General features: G+C 46.3%; 18 protein-coding genes. 2 read left to right on the top strand and 16 right to left on the bottom strand.

The window, feature by feature from the left end; translation table 11 throughout:
• Positions 1-64: 64 nt before the first annotated feature.
• From AR333_RS08730 to AR333_RS08710, 5 genes are all read right to left on the bottom strand, one after another.
• On the bottom strand, positions 65-994 hold the full coding sequence (locus AR333_RS08730; RefSeq protein WP_068774867.1) for a macrolide 2'-phosphotransferase: 930 nt from the start codon (positions 992-994) through the stop codon (positions 65-67).
• A 370-nt stretch (positions 995-1,364) separates the two neighbouring features.
• Positions 1,365-2,195 carry a tryptophan synthase subunit alpha gene (gene trpA, locus AR333_RS08725; RefSeq protein WP_253735751.1) on the bottom strand — a complete coding sequence of 277 codons (831 nt, stop codon included), beginning with the start codon at positions 2,193-2,195 and terminating at the stop codon, positions 1,365-1,367.
• Complete coding sequence (gene trpB / locus AR333_RS08720; RefSeq protein WP_068774865.1) at positions 2,131-3,423, bottom strand: tryptophan synthase subunit beta; 1,293 nt, start codon at positions 3,421-3,423, stop codon at positions 2,131-2,133. Before trpB ends, trpA begins: the two co-directional genes overlap by 65 nt.
• A gap of 34 nt (positions 3,424-3,457) precedes the next feature.
• Positions 3,458-4,408 carry a sugar-binding transcriptional regulator gene (locus AR333_RS08715; protein ID WP_068775185.1) on the bottom strand — a complete coding sequence of 317 codons (951 nt, stop codon included), beginning with the start codon at positions 4,406-4,408 and terminating at the stop codon, positions 3,458-3,460.
• 223 nt (positions 4,409-4,631) lie between these two features.
• A complete protein-coding gene (locus AR333_RS08710) occupies positions 4,632-5,147 on the bottom strand; it encodes a hypothetical protein (protein ID WP_156430848.1) in 516 nt (171 codons plus the stop codon).
• A 176-nt stretch (positions 5,148-5,323) separates the two neighbouring features.
• Here AR333_RS08710 and AR333_RS08705 point away from each other — a divergent pair, with 176 nt between their 5' ends.
• On the top strand, positions 5,324-5,740 hold the full coding sequence (locus AR333_RS08705; protein WP_068774863.1) for a GNAT family N-acetyltransferase: 417 nt from the start codon (positions 5,324-5,326) through the stop codon (positions 5,738-5,740).
• Between the two features lie 173 nt (positions 5,741-5,913).
• Here the strand turns inward: AR333_RS08705 and bshB2 are convergent, their stop codons facing one another.
• The 7 genes from bshB2 to AR333_RS25160 all read right to left on the bottom strand — a co-directional run bounded on the left by bshB2 (position 5,914) and on the right by AR333_RS25160 (position 13,549).
• Positions 5,914-6,564: a bacillithiol biosynthesis deacetylase BshB2 gene (gene bshB2 / locus AR333_RS08700; protein ID WP_068774862.1), complete on the bottom strand. Its 651-nt coding sequence runs from the start codon at positions 6,562-6,564 to the stop codon at positions 5,914-5,916.
• 22 nt (positions 6,565-6,586) lie between these two features.
• Positions 6,587-6,934, bottom strand: a complete 348-nt coding sequence (locus AR333_RS08695; RefSeq protein WP_068774861.1) for a YojF family protein — start codon at positions 6,932-6,934, stop codon at positions 6,587-6,589.
• Between the two features lie 221 nt (positions 6,935-7,155).
• Entirely contained in the window at positions 7,156-10,281 is a 3,126-nt protein-coding gene (locus AR333_RS08690; protein ID WP_253735750.1) for a PAS domain S-box protein, read from the bottom strand.
• A gap of 238 nt (positions 10,282-10,519) precedes the next feature.
• Entirely contained in the window at positions 10,520-11,413 is an 894-nt protein-coding gene (locus tag AR333_RS08685) for a hypothetical protein (protein ID WP_068774860.1), read from the bottom strand.
• A 107-nt stretch (positions 11,414-11,520) separates the two neighbouring features.
• A complete protein-coding gene (locus AR333_RS08680) occupies positions 11,521-12,066 on the bottom strand; it encodes a TetR/AcrR family transcriptional regulator (protein ID WP_068774859.1) in 546 nt (181 codons plus the stop codon).
• Positions 12,067-12,238: 172 nt separating this feature from the next.
• The gene (locus AR333_RS08675) at positions 12,239-13,171 is read right to left on the bottom strand and encodes a manganese-dependent inorganic pyrophosphatase (protein WP_068774858.1); all 933 of its coding nucleotides are present in this window, start codon (positions 13,169-13,171) and stop codon (positions 12,239-12,241) included.
• Positions 13,172-13,339: 168 nt separating this feature from the next.
• Positions 13,340-13,549 carry a hypothetical protein gene (locus AR333_RS25160; RefSeq protein WP_068774857.1) on the bottom strand — a complete coding sequence of 70 codons (210 nt, stop codon included), beginning with the start codon at positions 13,547-13,549 and terminating at the stop codon, positions 13,340-13,342.
• A 108-nt stretch (positions 13,550-13,657) separates the two neighbouring features.
• Here AR333_RS25160 and AR333_RS08665 point away from each other — a divergent pair, with 108 nt between their 5' ends.
• Complete coding sequence (locus AR333_RS08665; RefSeq protein ID WP_068774856.1) at positions 13,658-13,882, top strand: hypothetical protein; 225 nt, start codon at positions 13,658-13,660, stop codon at positions 13,880-13,882.
• Positions 13,883-14,073: 191 nt separating this feature from the next.
• Here AR333_RS08665 and AR333_RS08660 read toward each other — a convergent pair whose 3' ends face one another.
• The 4 genes from AR333_RS08660 to AR333_RS08650 all read right to left on the bottom strand — a co-directional run bounded on the left by AR333_RS08660 (position 14,074) and on the right by AR333_RS08650 (position 15,907).
• A complete protein-coding gene (locus AR333_RS08660) occupies positions 14,074-14,373 on the bottom strand; it encodes a DUF6509 family protein (RefSeq protein ID WP_068774855.1) in 300 nt (99 codons plus the stop codon).
• Positions 14,374-14,422: 49 nt separating this feature from the next.
• Positions 14,423-14,578: a hypothetical protein gene (locus AR333_RS24940; protein WP_172798809.1), complete on the bottom strand. Its 156-nt coding sequence runs from the start codon at positions 14,576-14,578 to the stop codon at positions 14,423-14,425.
• A 132-nt stretch (positions 14,579-14,710) separates the two neighbouring features.
• Positions 14,711-15,196, bottom strand: a complete 486-nt coding sequence (locus AR333_RS08655) for a GNAT family N-acetyltransferase (protein WP_068774854.1) — start codon at positions 15,194-15,196, stop codon at positions 14,711-14,713.
• Positions 15,197-15,265: 69 nt separating this feature from the next.
• Positions 15,266-15,907: an HAD family hydrolase gene (locus AR333_RS08650; RefSeq protein ID WP_068774853.1), complete on the bottom strand. Its 642-nt coding sequence runs from the start codon at positions 15,905-15,907 to the stop codon at positions 15,266-15,268.
• Positions 15,908-16,086 lie beyond the last annotated feature (179 nt).

The raw sequence follows: 16,086 nt of genomic DNA, 5'->3' as shown, positions 1-16,086 counted from the left end.
TATTCTTATACCTTTGAACTAACCACCATACCTCTCCTATACGCTGATCATCGGCAGGACTCTCTTATACATTCCAGTTAGCCAGCATACCTCTTGCCATCTCCATATTGCTTTCTGTTCCCGTAACAAGAGCAAACTTAGCTACTATCGCCGGATAAGCAGCCCACTGCTCCGCAATATGCTCGTGCATACGCGGCCATACTTTCCCTCCCGCTTTCTCGTAGCGCCCTAACAAGTCAAGCAGCCCTTCCTCGCCGAACAGAGCATAATAAATCACAAAATCTTTGCCGGGATCGCCGATCTCCGCCTCCGTCCAGTCCAAAAATCCCGTTACACGATGGGTCTCATCCACAAGTATATGGGGAGGATGCAAATCACCGTGGTTAAACACAGAGTGCTGGGGCCAATAAGAGTCTGTTGATAACCATCTCATCCACCTTTCATACAGCTTAACGGGAATTGTAAATTCGCTCTTAATCTCTTCTATATTGGCGGCAAAAGCCTGACGGGCTTCCTGCGGGGTCTTGATACGAATACCCGCTTCAGCGGCGTTTTTATGATCAACGCCATGCAGACCAGATAGAGCTTCCGCAAGCGAATCGAAGAAAATATTGTTCAGCGAATGTTGTTCGTACAACCAGGAATAACCAGCGCCCGCCGGATCGACAGTCGCTACAGGATTCCCTTCTACAAGCGGATAAGCGATAAGCTCCGGAGTGAAAATACGCCAGTCCGGCACCTGAATCGGTAAATGACGCCGGACTAACTTCAGGACCTTGTGCTCATTTTCCGCACGTTCCCATACATCGTCACGTCTTGGCTTGCGCAGCACCCAAACGGTACCAGCGGCATCCGCAGCGAATACGACGAGGAAATCCATCCCCGATTCGTTCAATTCTGCACTTTCGGGGTTTAATGTTAGCCCATGCTCTTTAGCCAAGTCTAACATTGCTTGTATCATCGTTTGATTGCCGTTCAAAGGAAAATTTGTCATTGATCCATACACTCCTCTTCTAAAAACAAATTAAAAAACACAGACATGCTGCTGCCTGTGTTCTCGTAATCGGAAAAGGACCGTCCCATAAATCGTATCATAAGCGAATAAAAGTAAACGAAAGCTTCCGGACTTATCCGGTTAAGCTCTTTACTTTAAAGCCTATCGATCATTAGGGGTATCCGTGGATAGACATACCAAACCCGATTACTCTGCACAGACAGAGCTTAAGTAAGCTGCAATTAGCTGCATGACTTTCTCAATCGGGAATAATCTATCACACGTAACCCTCCGTTCTCTTCAAGTATTGCCATTCTAGCATGACCGGTTTAGGCTTGCAACCCCAAAGCGGCTGCCGCCTACATTACGCTTATCCCTTGAAAGCAGACATGGATTTCAAATACTGGCTGACTCCGCCCAGCCCCTCTCGCTCCAACACTTTGAGCAGCTGTGTTCCGATGATAGCGATATCGCATTTTCCCTGCAAGAATTGTAAATCCTCTCCGCTCTGGATGCCGAATCCGACTGCAATCGGTTTTGTGGAGACCTTACGAACGCGGTTTAAAAATTCGTCCGTCTCCGTACCGAATGAAGTCTTCGCCCCGGTCACTCCTTTGCGTGCAGCACAGTATATAAAGCCTTGCGTTTGTTCTGATAAATAAACTAGCCGGCTGTCAGTTGTATACGGTGTCGCGATAAGAATCGGGGCTACCTTGTACTTGCTGCAAGCCTCCATGAACGGACTGCTCTCCTCCGGATAGGCATCCGGTACAATCAGGCCTTCAATCCCGATATCCGCACAATCTTGGACAAATCGGTCGATTCCGTATTGAACGATAACATTGTAGTAGGTCATAAATAAAAAGATCATATCGGGAAATTCCGAGGCCACTCGCCTGGCAAAATCCATACACTGCCGTGTCGTTGTTCCGTTTACAAGAGAAGCTTGATTAGCTTGTAAGAATACCGGACCGTCGGCGATGGGCTCAGAGAAAGGCAGTTGAAGCTCCACAAGTTCAACGCCATTTTCATGAAACAAACGAATCATCTCATAATTAGTATGGAAGTCGGGATAACCAAGAATCTGGTGCGTCATCATCTGCAACGGATTCTCGGACCGTTTTCTAATAACCCGGTCAGCGAGACTGAGTTTCAAATTGTCTGCTTTTTCGATGGATAAAGGCTTTCCATTCCTCATCATTCAATCCCTCCGCTATATTAAAGATATCTTTGTCGCCGCGTCCAGACATATTAATCATGAAAATATCCGTTTTGGAGGATTCGGCAATGTCTTGAAAAGCTCCCGCAAATGCATGTGTTGATTCCAACGCAGGAATGAGTCCTTCGGTTTTCATCACGATCTTCAGCGCTTCAATCACCTCAGTATCAGTCGCAGCTGAGAACTGAACCCTGCCGCACTGGGCCAAATCAGCCAATATCGGCGATACACCCACGTAATCCAAACCGGCCGCAATGCTGAATGTATCGTTCATCTGCCCGTCGTTATTTTGCAGGAAAAGAGTTTTATATCCTTGAGCTACGCCGGACTTTCCTTCTCCATACGCGATGCGTGAAGCGTGCCTGCCGGATTCCTTCCCTTGTCCGCCGGCCTCGACACCAATTAGTGTCACATCTTCATCCGTATAGAAGGCCTGGAAGACGCCTAGTGCATTGGATCCCCCGCCCACACAAGCATAAACACGATCCGGCAGCCGATCAGCTGCACGCAATATCTGTTCTCTGGCTTCAATCCCGATCACGGACTGAAAGTACGACACAAGCGCAGGAAAAGGATGAGCGCCCGAAGCCGTTCCCAGAATGTAGTGAGTTGTTTCAAAGCTGGAAACCCAGTCTCTCAGCGTCTCATTAATCGCATCCTTTAGAGTCTGAGAACCGTAATCGACCGCAACGACCTCAGCCCCTAGTCTTTTCATCCAAAAGACGTTCGCATATTGCCGCTCCATATCCTCGCGTCCCATATAAATTGTCGCCGACAGCCCCAACTTGGCCGCAGCGGTAGCGGTAGCCACTCCATGCTGCCCCGCTCCAGTTTCCGCAATCACCCTCGTTTTGCCCATTTTCTTGGCAAGCAGGGCCTGGCCCAGCGCATTATTTAATTTATGGGCTCCCGTATGATTCAAATCCTCACGCTTAATATATATTTGTGCACGGCCAAAATACTCGGTTAGTCTATCCGCAAATGTGAGTGGCGTAGGGCGCCCTGAGTATCCGGTCAGCAGTGCACAATATTGCTGCCAGAATGAATCATCATGCCGAATCGCTTGGAACTGCTCCTTGATCTCATCAAAAGCTGGAACTAATATTTCGGGTATAAACATACCGCCATAATTACCGTAATAGCCATTCTCGGTTACCAGCGTATGAGCTGCGGCAGGAATAGACTGCACTGCCTCATTCTTGTCAGACATATAAACGTCTCTCCTTCTCTAATGTTTTGATCTATCAGGATGAAACGATCTCCCGCGCCACAACCGTATCGGTTACCAGAATATCGACCCATTTGCCGCGTAAAGCTGCTGTCACCGCCTCGACTTTCCCGGTGCCGCCTGCGATGCCTATAACTGACGGTATCCCGCGAAGTTCCCGGACTGTCAAGCCGATCATTCTGTTGGCCCCGGGAAATGAAATTTCCTGTCCATCCCGATCCACAAAGGAAGCGCACAAATTGGCAGCCGCGCCTCGTTCTTTCAAATCATTAACCTCATCAGGCTTGAAACTTCCGGAAGTCACCATAGTAGCCTGTTCACTCATTTCACCAATACTGACAATCGCCACACGGCAGTTCTGAGCAAGCTTTAGAACCTTGGCAATCTCAGGTTCCTCACGTAAAAGCAGGCCTGTTTCTTCGCTGGCAACCACTGCGGGTGCGTGAATAATCGAATATTTTGATTTTAATTTGTTGGCGAACGCAGTAGCGTTGGAGTTCGCATGACACGATTCACCATCTGACCCCCAACCCCCTACCAAGGGAACAAAATGAAGCCCGGCCACCGGGAAATAATCCAGTTCTTCGGCAACCCGCCCTATTGTCCGTCCGGCCATAACCCCTACGATATCGCCATCTTTCAGCACGGATTCTAATAATGGAGCGCTCGCACGACCTAATAAGGAATGCAGCCTGGAAGCGGCAATGTCGGATGAATCGACGACCAGTGCATCCTGGATGCCGAATTTCTTAATAATTAATTTCTCAAGTTCCTGCTCTGCGGAAAACGGATTATGAATCGCAATACGCACAATGCCTTCATTCTTGGCTGCAGTCAACATGCGACTAACATGCGGCCGGGATATCCCTAGACGCTTGGCAATGTCCAATTGATTCAACCCGTCTTCATAATAAAGCTGGCAGATTTTCACCAACAAACGGAGGCGATCTGGATTCTTTTCTGGCATAAGATTCATTCATCCTCCTATTTACACATGTACATATGTACATCAATAACACTTATGTTCATAGGACGAATATACAACATATTCCATTGTAATTCAACTATTTTCCTGCCTTTGCAGCGGAAATAGAAATAAGCTTCACCCTATTCCTATAGAAGAGGAGAAGCTTAAGTGATATTTCCTTACGATCTAATCTACGAGACCTGCAATCAATAGAAATGTTCCGCTAAAAATGAATCCCTTCCGCTTTCTTTCTTACATCAAGAAACTTCATAGCCATCCTATCTTTATCTTCTTTTATTCTCAACAAGGTTCTTTTTCCAACCCGCTTATCTAAATAAGCAAAAGATCTTATCATAGCATTCTCTGAAGTTATGGCTCTATTTACTGACTGATTCAGAAATTCCTCAATAGCATCGTAAAATTGATACTGATAATAAAAACCTTGATTTTGCAAAATTTGAGCTGCAAGTTCATAAGCTTGATAGTACTCTTTTTGTTGAAGAGGATCTTCCCAATCGAGGCAATTATTTTCCTTTAGTATGGAATCAGCTAAAGCATTATACTTATAACTTTTTTTCATCGTGCAAAAATCATGCAGAATTACATGATCAAGAGTTATCCAGGCTCTCCCTACTTGATCATGACTACCTCGATAACGAGTGCTGTTATACTGAATTCTCCCTCTTAATGAGTCACATAAGCGTGATTCAATCCGCATTTTCATTTTACTCCACTGCATAGAATATGCACCCAACCTTCACGAACAGCGTTTAGTTATAATATCGCCATACAATAACTTTTAATAAAGTACTATTTCAATTACTTGAAACCACTAATCCCATACAAAAGTGATTGTATATTTATACAGAATTATGTATTATTAATTAATAAAATTATCCAAAGCAGGTGTTGCTTATGATAACATACGTTCCTCATCTTCCCCATAAAACCGAGCTCTATCAATTGTTTCAAACAACGGGTTGGAACGGAATTATTCAACTAAGTGAGAATAAAATCTATGAAGGAGTTTCAACTAGTTGGTTTACCATGTCTGCTTATCATAATCAGGATCTAGTCGGTTTCGGCCGAGTTCTTTCGGATGGGGTTTTTCAATCCTTTATCTGTGATCTCATAGTTCATCCCGATTATCAGAAACAAGGAATAGGAAGCTCCGTACTCAAAGCTCTGCTGCTCCAATGTACAAATCATCATATAGTCTCCGTACAACTGTGTTGTGCGCAAGCAAAAGCGGAATTCTACAAAAAATTCGGATTTATGGAACGCAGTTCCGATGCTCCCGGGATGTACTGGTTGAACCGAGATTTGGGCTGATAATTATACATCCGATAACCCTTGATAACCCTACCGGTTTCCTATCCCACTATTCGCTAATCATTTTCCGTTTCCTTTATTCAGCCATCTCCCTTTCCTTATTAAAATACAAAAAACAGCTCCGGCTATGCCAGAGCTGTTTCTTATCAAGTACTCTTTTGAACGGCTGCCTCTTAAATCCGGTAAGTCCAGAACTGTTCAGTCCCAAGCCTCTGACGCACTGCAGGGTCATCAACCGACTTGCCGGTTACCATCTGTCCGAGAGAGAATTGGGATTTATGAGCCTGCACGGAGCGGATTTTGTTCTCCGTGTATTCTTTAACATCATTAATAATATCTGGCTTACCGATCTCATTCTCACAGCCTTTGGAGAATGCGATACAGTGAATAACGGGGCGATCCGCCGCGGGCAGCTTTCCGACAGCCCTAATTACAGCTGCTCCAGTCGCATCATGGTCCGGATGTACGCTGTAACCCGGATAGAAGGTGATGACGAGCGAAGGTTTTAACTCCTCCAGAAGTTCCTCTACCTTCTGAGTCAGCCGTGTCTGATCAAATTCGATGGTTTTGTCATGGAAGCCCAGCATACGAAGATCCTGAATGCCAATGGCGCGGCAGGATTCTTCGAGTTCTACCCGGCGGATCGTCGGCAAGGTAACCCGGTTGGCAAACAACGGACTGCCCATGTTACGGCCCATCTCTCCCAAGGTCAAACAGGCGTATGTTACGGGCGTCCCCTTTTGGATATGAGATGCCAATGTACCCGAACTGCTGAATGCTTCATCATCGGGGTGAGGCAGAATTACAAGTATATGTCGTTCCATGTCCGTACACCTTCTTTTCTATTTAAAATGGTTCCCGGCTCAGCTGGAGTGCAACGACAAGTCTGCCTTCTTTGTCATGCCCTGCCATAACCAGCCTTTCCGTCTCCGAATCTTCCCAGTGAGTAAGCCCTTCCGAGTAGACCCAGCCGCCCTGCTCCAGCTTCAATCCGACCCGGTATGGGCCTTTGCCCGCAATGGACCCTTCGCTGTAACGGACCTGCGCATTCTTTATAAAAGTAGATGCCGTATGCCTCGATTTATCCATGTGCGAAGCATACGCACCATTCGTCATTTCCAGGTGAATATATAAGTCCTGGCCCTTGAGCCGATCAAGAATCTGCTGAACTCCGGCCTCATCTATAAGCTGCATAAGCTCTCCTCCAATTGCATTACAATTACTAAACGTAAGCGTCTAATCTATTTTATTATAGTCGATCCTCGTTCAGTTCACAAACTCCAGAATAATCCCCCACAAAAGTTATGCTCTCTCCGAATTTCTCCTTTCTTTAAAATGAAAACGAGCCTCCACTAGCAGAGGCCCGCTTTCTTTCGCTTAGAAACCAGTCTTTAGGTTTCCAACTCGCTGCTATTTTATTCCGGACCGCTTTCTTCCGTTACCCGCTTTACAGGATTCGCCCATGTCCGCAGGACACGTTCCACTTCCGCGACATGCACGGGTTTGCTGATAAAGTCCTGCATCCCTCTGCTCAGACAAGCCTGCCTGTCTTCTTCTCTGGCAAAAGCGGTTACAGCTATGATAACGGGCCGCTTCGCTTCGTCTAACCGCTGATGGATAACTTCCACCGCTTCAAAACCGTCCATAACCGGCATTTGTACATCCATGAATACCAGATCATAGGATCCGGCAGTAACCGCCTCTACAGCTTGGAGTCCATTGCAAGCACTATCTGCGTCCAGTCCCATCTTGGACAGAATCGTATGCAGAAGCTGGCGGTTCACCTGGTTATCATCGACGATCAGAACGTTCATAGGCGCTTGGTTAAGTAAAGTAATCGCACTTTCGCTCTGCTCTATCGATGCAGCTTGCAGAGTTTCATACAGGTGAACTTTAGAAGTGCTTGCAGGAGATTGTACGGGTAAAAAGAAATGAAAATTCGAACCTATTCCCTCCTGACTCTCCATTCCGATTTCACCGCCCATTAATTCGACGATTTTCTTGCTGATGGACAGCCCAAGACCCGTTCCTCCGTATTTACGGTTAATAGCAGGATGCAGCTGCGAGAAGGACTGAAATAACAACGCCTTCTTATTCTCAGGTACGCCTATTCCCGTATCCTTGACCGCAAACTGCAGGAGCATATCCTGCTTACTGTCTCCCAATCGCTCTGCAACAACGGTTATGCTCCCTTTCTCGGTAAATTTCACCGCATTGCCTATTAGATTGATTAGAATCTGACGCAGCCTTGTTTCATCTGTTACTACAAATAAAGGAATATCTGCGGATACTTCTGCGGACAGACTGATGTTCTTCTCCCTGGTCTTGGTTGTAAATAAGTCCAGCACATGTTCTAAAGTAGACCGGACATCCACCGGTTTCAGGTCGAGATCCATTTTGCCGGCTTCAATTTTGCTGAAATCTAGAATTTCATTCAAAATATGCAGTAAGGCATCACTGCTGATCCGGATTATATCGGCATAGCTGCGCTGCTCCTCCGTCAAATCCGTTTCCATCAGCAGACCGGTCATACCCATGATTCCATTCATAGGCGTCCTCAGCTCATGGCTCATAATCGCAAGAAATTCAGATTTGGCCCGGTCAGCCTGTTCTGCAGCTTCCTTGGCCCGTATAATTTCTTTCTCGTTGGTCACATCGTGGAAGACAACTACGATTCCTTTTCTATCCCCTTTATCAAAAAGAGGCGTTGCCTGGTATTCGGCCAAAAAACTCGATCCGTCTTTCCTCCAGAAAACGCCTTCCCGGTTACTGATTGAAATTCCTTGGGAAACCGCACGTTGGATCGGAGAATGGCCCGCTTTATAGTGGGTACCATCCGTTTCTGTTTGCTGAATCATGCTTAGAAGTAAGCTTCCAATCAGCTCCTCGGTCGTATAGCCAAGCATAGCTGCGCCTGCAGGATTAATAAACATGGCATTCCCCGAAAGATCAACACCGAAGATTCCCTCAGATGCGGAATTTAAAATAAGTGCATGTTCATAGCTTAACTTTTCAATTTGCTCGATATAACGCTTCCGTTCGGTAACATCTCTCGAAATAGCAATAATAGCTTCAACATTGCCATGCTCATCATACGTATAACGGCTGGTCGTTTCAAACCAGACATAAGTCCCGTCCTTACGCCTGAACTGGAACGTAACCGTCTTCGCAATTTCTTCATTCAGATTATCCTCGAGGTATTTCCTTACCCTGTCAACATCTTGCGGATGAATGTAACTCAATCCGGCAGTACCGATCATTTCTTCCTGCTCGTACCCGAGCATTTCGAGGCATATAGGAGATACGAACTGGAAAGTGGCTTGTTCATCAGAATCATGACGAGATATAAAATCAATGGAGTATTCCGAGATCAGCCGATAATTTTTCTCGCTTTCTCTGAGTCGCTCTTCCATCTGCCTGCGCTCCGTTACATCCTGCACCAAACCTACCACGAGGATGGGCTGGCCGGCATCGTTCAGGCTTACATCCCAGAAGCCGCTAATCGTCCGTATGGAGAAATCCGGCAGAATAATCCGGTACTCGAGTTCATAAGATTTCCCCCTGAGTACAGCCTCCTCGATACTGACAATCACTTTCTCCAGATCATCGGGATGAATGCATTTCTGAAACAGATCTGTGTTAACATCTTCAGCCGGAATCTGATAACCGAAGATCCGTCTCATTTCTTCCGAAAAAGAAAGTTTGGATGCAACTATGTCCCAATCCCAGGATCCGATGTTAGCTATGCGCTGAGCTTCCGCCATTCGGGTCTCATATTTGATTCTGTCCGTGACATTCCGGCCGATAGAAAGAACCTTTTCTTCTTTACCCGTGCTGTCCCTTACCACTTGAAAAGCGGTTTCAAGCCAGATGAAATGACCGTTCTTATGTCTCACACGCCGCGTAAACACATCTTTCTCCGAATATAATTTATTGGGCAAACGCATTTGTGCCGCATCATCCGCATGGTAGAAATTCCCCCGGTAAGATCCGACCATCTCTTCGGGCGAATACCCCAGCAGTGCTTGAACGGAAGGAGATATGTAGAGAATCGTACCATCGGGTGTACTGATCGAAACGACATCCTGAAGGCTCGTGGACATAACGAGGTCGAAATACTCGAACTCCTGAACCCGCTGCTCTGCCGCCTTCATTCTGGTAATATCCGTCATCTGCTGATAAAGAAATAACGGGGTTTGAACATCCTGAGGATCTCCAAGTAAAGATACGTGCACAGACATCCAGACCGGATGGCCGTTTTTATGCCTATATCTTTTCTCGACTTGAAAGCTCTCGCCGGGATTTTGCAGCAACTGCTTATAAATTTCATCATACTTGATCAGATCTGAATCCTGAATGTATGAGAGGTCTTGTTCCAAGCGATCCGCCATCTCAGCCTCGGTAAATCCGAGCATGGAGCATAGTGCAGGATTCACTCTTAACCAGATTCCGCTATCCGGGGATACGAGGGCCAAGCCGCTCACCGCTGAACGAAACATCGGTTCACTGATCGTACGATTGCCATGTAAAGGGTTATTCACAAAAAGCCTCCTTATATAACCCGGCATTGCGGGCTTCAAGCCCTTCTCCTTCCACGTCCCGCTTACGAATAAGCATGATCCTGCTGTGAGAAGAACAACGATGTCATCCATTGTCCCTATTATAACAATTTAGCCAGGATTAAGAACGGTCTTCTAGAGTAAATATCATTTTATTTATTTGAAAAAAATTAAAAAGAGCTGCCTCCCGGAGGAAACAGCGCCGTATCTGGAATTCCCGTTATATTTGCTTGCCGGATGCAGCCGAGTATTCTTGTCTGGACGCATAGAGAACCGCAGCTGCAAAGACTGCAACACCGCCCCATACTTCCAGCATGGCCAGTGCAGACAGCGGGAGTACAGACAGCTCCAGCACAGACAGGCCTAATGCCGTTTGGATGGTCAGAGCAAGGATGGCCAATAGCCAAGCCAGGCCTCCTGTGTGTATAAACAAGCGTCCATGCCTGATATTGCTGCCGGCGCTCGTCAGCAGCCAGCCGATAAGCGGCAGGCTTTGGAGGGCATGAAAGCCAAGTCCATGCAGGAAAATCAGATTACCGGAATCTCCTGTATAACGGCTTTCCTCGATAATCATCCATATCCCGCCTGCATACGCTAAGAAAACAGACAGGAAAGCATACCTGATGCTGAGTGCAAGCAGCGGTCCTCCCTTCGCACGGCTCTTGCGCCAGAAAGGTACTGCCAGCATAACGGTAAGCACGATAAGGAGCAAAGAATCTAACCCGAACAGCATACCGGTTAGTCGATCCCATACGTTACCCGCTTCGGTAAAACGGGGGTTAATTCCGCGTAAATGCTGAATGGTCTCCGCTGCGTAGCAGAACGCTATGCCCGCCGTAAACACGAAGCGAAACCGTCTGCGCTTCCGGTCTGTCCATCCCGTTAACGGAAGGATCGCAGCGACTGAGAGGACGAACATGCCAATTGCCGCATTGAATGAGAATGCACTTTCTACATTACCTTCAGGAAGAACCACCTCCCCGAACAGGGCGATATAAAGTGCCATAAGGGCGGCCAGAATAAACCCGGTGAGACTGAGAAGGAGCAGCATTTTTTCATCCCGGAAAAGAGTTTTTAATCTGATTTGGCTGGGGATCACTTGAGTAGTCGTCATCGTCCAATCATTCCTTTCAATCTTTTTAAAGATTATTTATTTATCAATCAATAAATGAATTTGTAAAAGAATAAGCAGCGTAAAGCTGCTTTCTTTAATTTCTGGTTTTACTTTCGGTTTGTTATATTCGCGCTGTACTCGGAAATATCGGGCAAGCATAAGATTTCGGGCAGCTGGAGTACCTCTGCCACTGTCAAGAGCAGACCTGTGGCGAGGAACTGGCTTGCTGCATTTCTGGCATCAGGCACTCCCCCCTTTTCGAAGTTGGCCACGATGGTTTCATGAATAAGGCGGAATTTCTCCCGGACATGTTCACGGATGACGGGTTCTGAAATCGCATGTGCCTGCATCACCATAACTATCTCGTCGCGGTTACTCGCCATAACTTCATCAAAGGCCGCTGCCATCTTCCCCAGGACCTGCTCACCGGACCCTTCCGCTTTCATGAAGCCCTCATATATGCGATTGATGGATTTGTCTATCACTGCCTTAAACAGCTCTTCTTTATTCGCAAAAAAATGAAACACATACGGCTGGGTCACGCCCGCCGCTCTGGCTACCAGAGCCGTTGTCGCTTTATAATATCCTTTTTCCGCGAATATCGCCACGGCTTTGTCTATGATCTGTTCTTTGCGGTCTTCGCGGACTACCACGTCTGCCGCCTCCTTATTTATTAATCAATAAATAAATTTTAATTGTTGAGTGCTATGCTGTCAATAGGTTCCTCTCAACTTTTGCAAACAACAGCAAAAAGGCTGCCTATGCGGTTAAACCGCAGGCAACCCTTCCTTAACCAGTAGTCCTCTGGGACGACTGTCATTCGTATTAAAATTTGTTCAATGTATCGGTTAAGACTGGAACGATTTGCGATTTGCGGGATACAACGCCTTTAAGAACCGCTTTGTTGTCAACCAGCGTCACGTTGTATGCCTGCTCGACAGCTTTGGATAAACGGCCCAGTGCCACACCGATGGAATCGTTGTTAAGGATGTCCGTTACGACGAATACGAACAGATCCAGTCCCTTGCTCTCGATAATCGAGTTAAGAGCGGCTTCAAGCTCTGCCTGACGGGAAAGCACATCGTTCGTGTCTACCGCATTCACTTGTGCGATTTCGACTTTGTATTCGCCCATCTTGAATTCTTTGGCGTCCAGGGATACCAGCTCGGCGATAGACTTGTCACTCAGGTCTGCGCCAGCTTTCAGCATATCCAGGCCATAGCTCTCCAGATTAACACCTGCGATGTCAGCCAGTTCACGGGCTGCAGCGACATCTTCGTCTGTGCAGGTTGGGGATTTGAGCAGCAGCGAATCGGAAATGATAGCAGACAGCATAAGTCCGGCAATATTCTTCGGAACTGATTTGCCATTCTCCTTGTACATTTTATTAAGAATTGTGGCTGTACAACCGACAGGCTCTGCACGGTAGTACAGGGGGCCGCTCGTTTCAAAATTCGCGATACGGTGATGGTCGATGACTTCCGCTACGCGGACTTGGTCGATATCACTTACGCTTTGCTGGCGTTCGTTGTGGTCAACCAGAATAACCGTCTTCACTTCATTTGCTACCGTTTCGACCAAGCGGGGTGCTTCTGCCTTGAACGTGTCGAGTGCAAATTGAGTTTCGCCGCTGATATTGCCCAGACGGACAGCTTCAACGTTGTGGCCTAATTGTGTTTTGAGATCCGCATATGCGATTGCAGAACAAATGGTGTCCGTGTCGGGGTTCTTATGCCCGAAAATAAGTGTTTTCTCCATCATCTTACTCCCTTAATTAATCTGATTTTAGAAGAATGCCTTAAAGAAGGATCTTACTTATTTTGATTATATCGCTAAATCCTCCTTATTCCAATCCTTTTACAGAGAATAGAAAAAATATGAGAATTCAGGTCGAATAAAATGTTAATTTGTACTCCGGTTCTTATCTTAAACTCTTTTTCCGATATAAAGCAAATGAGAGGAACTTCCCAGATTATAAGGATTCTCCGCCTCTTTCATGACAATATCCAATATGCTTCGGAAAGCCTCTTCCCCCTGAGAGCGCCAGTAGTTCCACTGCTGTTCATTCATTGATCCTGCAACACTGCCTGACCCGATCAGCTTGATCGTCTTTAGACTTATAAGCACAAAACTCATCAAAAAAACTTTATGATAGCGCTATCATTATTTGACACTTTTCTCAACGCCGGATTGATATAGTTATCTTGTACCTGGTGAACTGAGTATACAAATGGAGGGATGAACATGGCAGAATTGGAAAACGAGGTTGAATTGCAAGAAGCGGCAGTAATCGGGGAAACAGCAGCTGTCGAGGCTGTCGAAGAGGCAGCAGATGATACGGATGAGGCCCAAGCCGTCCAGGAAGACGAGGCTGTTCCGGAAAGCGATGCCGCTGACGAAGCAGCCGTAGAAGCTTCCCTAGAGACTGCGGCTGATGAAGCTGTGCCAGACGAAGAAACAGCCGAATAAAGTTCAGCATCCCTTCAACTTAATCGACATACAGCCCTAACCAGCCTGTTCCCTGGAAGAGGCTTTGCTAGTATCTTAGGCCCGGGGATTCGCAACACATGGGCATCAGCCACCCGCAAACAAGCAATAACCGCTTCCCTGCGGACAGCCGGGAAGCGGTTAAATGTACAATGTTGTTGCAGGAAGCTTTATTACTTAGTTTGCGATTCCGGCAGATTCTCTTTGCAGAAAGCGTCAACCAGTTGGATTTCATCCTCTTCCAGATCATAATCGAGGTACTTATCCGTTGAACTTTCGTGAAAATCAACTTTGGCGATTCGCGCCCCGCTCTCTTCCACGCTATAAATGACTCTCAGATAAAGTCCGTTAGGCGTATACAGCTCATCGTCCTCCGGAACTTCAATGTCGAGAATAAACTCGTAACGTTGTCCCGCCAAAATACCAAATGGATCTTTTACTACTTCTACACTGTAAGCTGTAATCGTTAGCATATTTGCATCCTCCAAATTCTATCCGTACAGCTTATTATACACTAGAATCTTATCGGATCAATCCAAGTTCTCTGGCTTGCTCTTCTGTTAGGACGAATGCTTCACTCGGCCAGACATCATCTTCCTTGTTCAAACCGAACAGATTCATGACTTCCTGCCAGACACCTTTTTCCAACGCTTCGTTCTGAGTGATCGTAATCTTCATACCGGACACCCCTCTCTTATATCTTGAATTACTATTTATTTACCCAGAAAATGAAAGTTCTAGCCCCCCTCATTTGTTCCCATGTATTAAATATCAGCAACAAAGGTTAACATAGCCTTATATTAAGAGGTCCTATTCTCTGTTGCGGAGAACAACGGATGTCTCGACTTGTCTTTGAGGTACATCCCAGTATTGATGCAGTAACCGTTCTTTTTCCTCACCGGGGACGAGATGAAACCCGTTCTTCTCATAGAAACGGATGGCCCATACAGCAGATGCCCACGTTCCGATAAGGATCGGTCTGTCCTCTTTATCCATTAAATGTTGAAGCAGTTTGCTCCCAATTCCGCCGCTGCGCTGATTCGTTCTCACATAAGCATGCCGGATTAAGGCAGCATCCAGTTTGTCCTGGATTCCCATAACACCCAGTAACCGCCCATCTTCATCCGCATAACCGGAGAAGACAACGCCATTCTCAATTTCTTCCTGCAATTCCTGGAGCGGCATGTATGGTTCGTGATAGCGGTCTTCGGGGATAGTTCCTTTGTAAGCGGCCGCCGCATCATTAATAATGTCGCAGATAGAAGGTATATCTTCTTGATTACAGATTCGGATCATTATTGTTTCCTCCCGGAATCAGAAAATGGATGACGGTTATTAGATCCCCCTAAATTCTCCTATAGAATCCTATAGATAATCCAATAACTCACTTAAATGCTCTACCGCCGCTACAGGATTAACTCTTCTCTCTTTCATGAACGAAATTTTTTTGCCGTAACTGATAAAAGGAATGCCGGCATCATTGGAAGCCTTGCCGTCTATCCAGGAATCTCCTATGGAGATCCAGGCCGAGCGGGTTATGCCGCTGTACGTATCCAGCACATATTCAAAGCCCGATGGCGAAGGCTTCAGAGCCTTCATCTGTTCTCTTCCAACTATCAAATCAAAAAAAGGAGCAATTCCTGTACTATTAAGCGCCTTAAGTGCCGCTTCCCGTGAATTATTTGTCAGGATCACCAGAACATATCGGCCATGAAGTTTCTGGAGCAGTTCTAGCGCTCCGTTCTCTAATCCGGCTCCTTCCATACCTGTAAGTTCATGCTTGGCTGCAATCTTCATGAGCTGCTCATAGGAGGATTCGCTGATTCCTTTCTGCCTTGCATGCTCAATTAAGGTAGAAGAAGTATGGTCAACCACGTTGAAAGAATCCTCAAATACGTGCAATGCTGATAAATAATTGTAAATTTCCGCCTTCATAGCCGGAAAGTCGATCTTGGACTGAAGGAGGGTATTGTCCATATCAAACATAATCCCTTTAACTTCACTCATTTGTGATAGCCCCCTGACTTAAACGAAACGAGTTGGCTGAACCAGTCAAGAAACGGAGCGGAGCCGTTTAACAATGAATGAATAGTCCACATCATTTCAACGGCTGCATCCTCGGCAGCTCTCTTACCTGTATGTATTCGCGCGGTATGGATTGTGAACCTTTGTATGTTACAAAGAGC

The sequence above is a fragment of the Paenibacillus sp. FJAT-26967 genome (assembly GCF_001541095.1).
Taxonomy (GTDB): domain Bacteria; phylum Bacillota; class Bacilli; order Paenibacillales; family NBRC-103111; genus Paenibacillus_F.
This window is presented reverse-complemented; position numbering and strand designations above follow the sequence as displayed.

What these genes read in the sequence shown, in the direction of transcription:
- bshB2 (WP_068774862.1), bottom strand. Translation starts at nt 6,564, where the DNA reads ATGGAACGACATATACTTGTAATTCTGCCTCACCCCGATGATGAAGCA.
- AR333_RS08660 (WP_068774855.1), bottom strand. Translation starts at nt 14,373, where the DNA reads ATGCTAACGATTACAGCTTACAGTGTAGAAGTAGTAAAAGATCCATTT.
- AR333_RS08665 (WP_068774856.1), top strand. Translation starts at nt 13,658, where the DNA reads ATGGCAGAATTGGAAAACGAGGTTGAATTGCAAGAAGCGGCAGTAATC.
- AR333_RS25160 (WP_068774857.1), bottom strand. Translation starts at nt 13,549, where the DNA reads ATGAGTTTTGTGCTTATAAGTCTAAAGACGATCAAGCTGATCGGGTCA.
- AR333_RS08650 (WP_068774853.1), bottom strand. Translation starts at nt 15,907, where the DNA reads ATGAGTGAAGTTAAAGGGATTATGTTTGATATGGACAATACCCTCCTT.
- trpB (WP_068774865.1), bottom strand. Translation starts at nt 3,423, where the DNA reads ATGTCTGACAAGAATGAGGCAGTGCAGTCTATTCCTGCCGCAGCTCAT.
- AR333_RS08655 (WP_068774854.1), bottom strand. Translation starts at nt 15,196, where the DNA reads ATGATCCGAATCTGTAATCAAGAAGATATACCTTCTATCTGCGACATT.
- AR333_RS08695 (WP_068774861.1), bottom strand. Translation starts at nt 6,934, where the DNA reads ATGCAGCTTATAGATGAGGCCGGAGTTCAGCAGATTCTTGATCGGCTC.
- AR333_RS08685 (WP_068774860.1), bottom strand. Translation starts at nt 11,413, where the DNA reads ATGACGACTACTCAAGTGATCCCCAGCCAAATCAGATTAAAAACTCTT.
- AR333_RS08675 (WP_068774858.1), bottom strand. Translation starts at nt 13,171, where the DNA reads ATGGAGAAAACACTTATTTTCGGGCATAAGAACCCCGACACGGACACC.
- AR333_RS08705 (WP_068774863.1), top strand. Translation starts at nt 5,324, where the DNA reads ATGATAACATACGTTCCTCATCTTCCCCATAAAACCGAGCTCTATCAA.
- AR333_RS24940 (WP_172798809.1), bottom strand. Translation starts at nt 14,578, where the DNA reads ATGAAGATTACGATCACTCAGAACGAAGCGTTGGAAAAAGGTGTCTGG.
- trpA (WP_253735751.1), bottom strand. Translation starts at nt 2,195, where the DNA reads ATGATGAGGAATGGAAAGCCTTTATCCATCGAAAAAGCAGACAATTTG.
- AR333_RS08710 (WP_156430848.1), bottom strand. Translation starts at nt 5,147, where the DNA reads ATGCAGTGGAGTAAAATGAAAATGCGGATTGAATCACGCTTATGTGAC.
- AR333_RS08715 (WP_068775185.1), bottom strand. Translation starts at nt 4,408, where the DNA reads ATGCCAGAAAAGAATCCAGATCGCCTCCGTTTGTTGGTGAAAATCTGC.
- AR333_RS08730 (WP_068774867.1), bottom strand. Translation starts at nt 994, where the DNA reads ATGACAAATTTTCCTTTGAACGGCAATCAAACGATGATACAAGCAATG.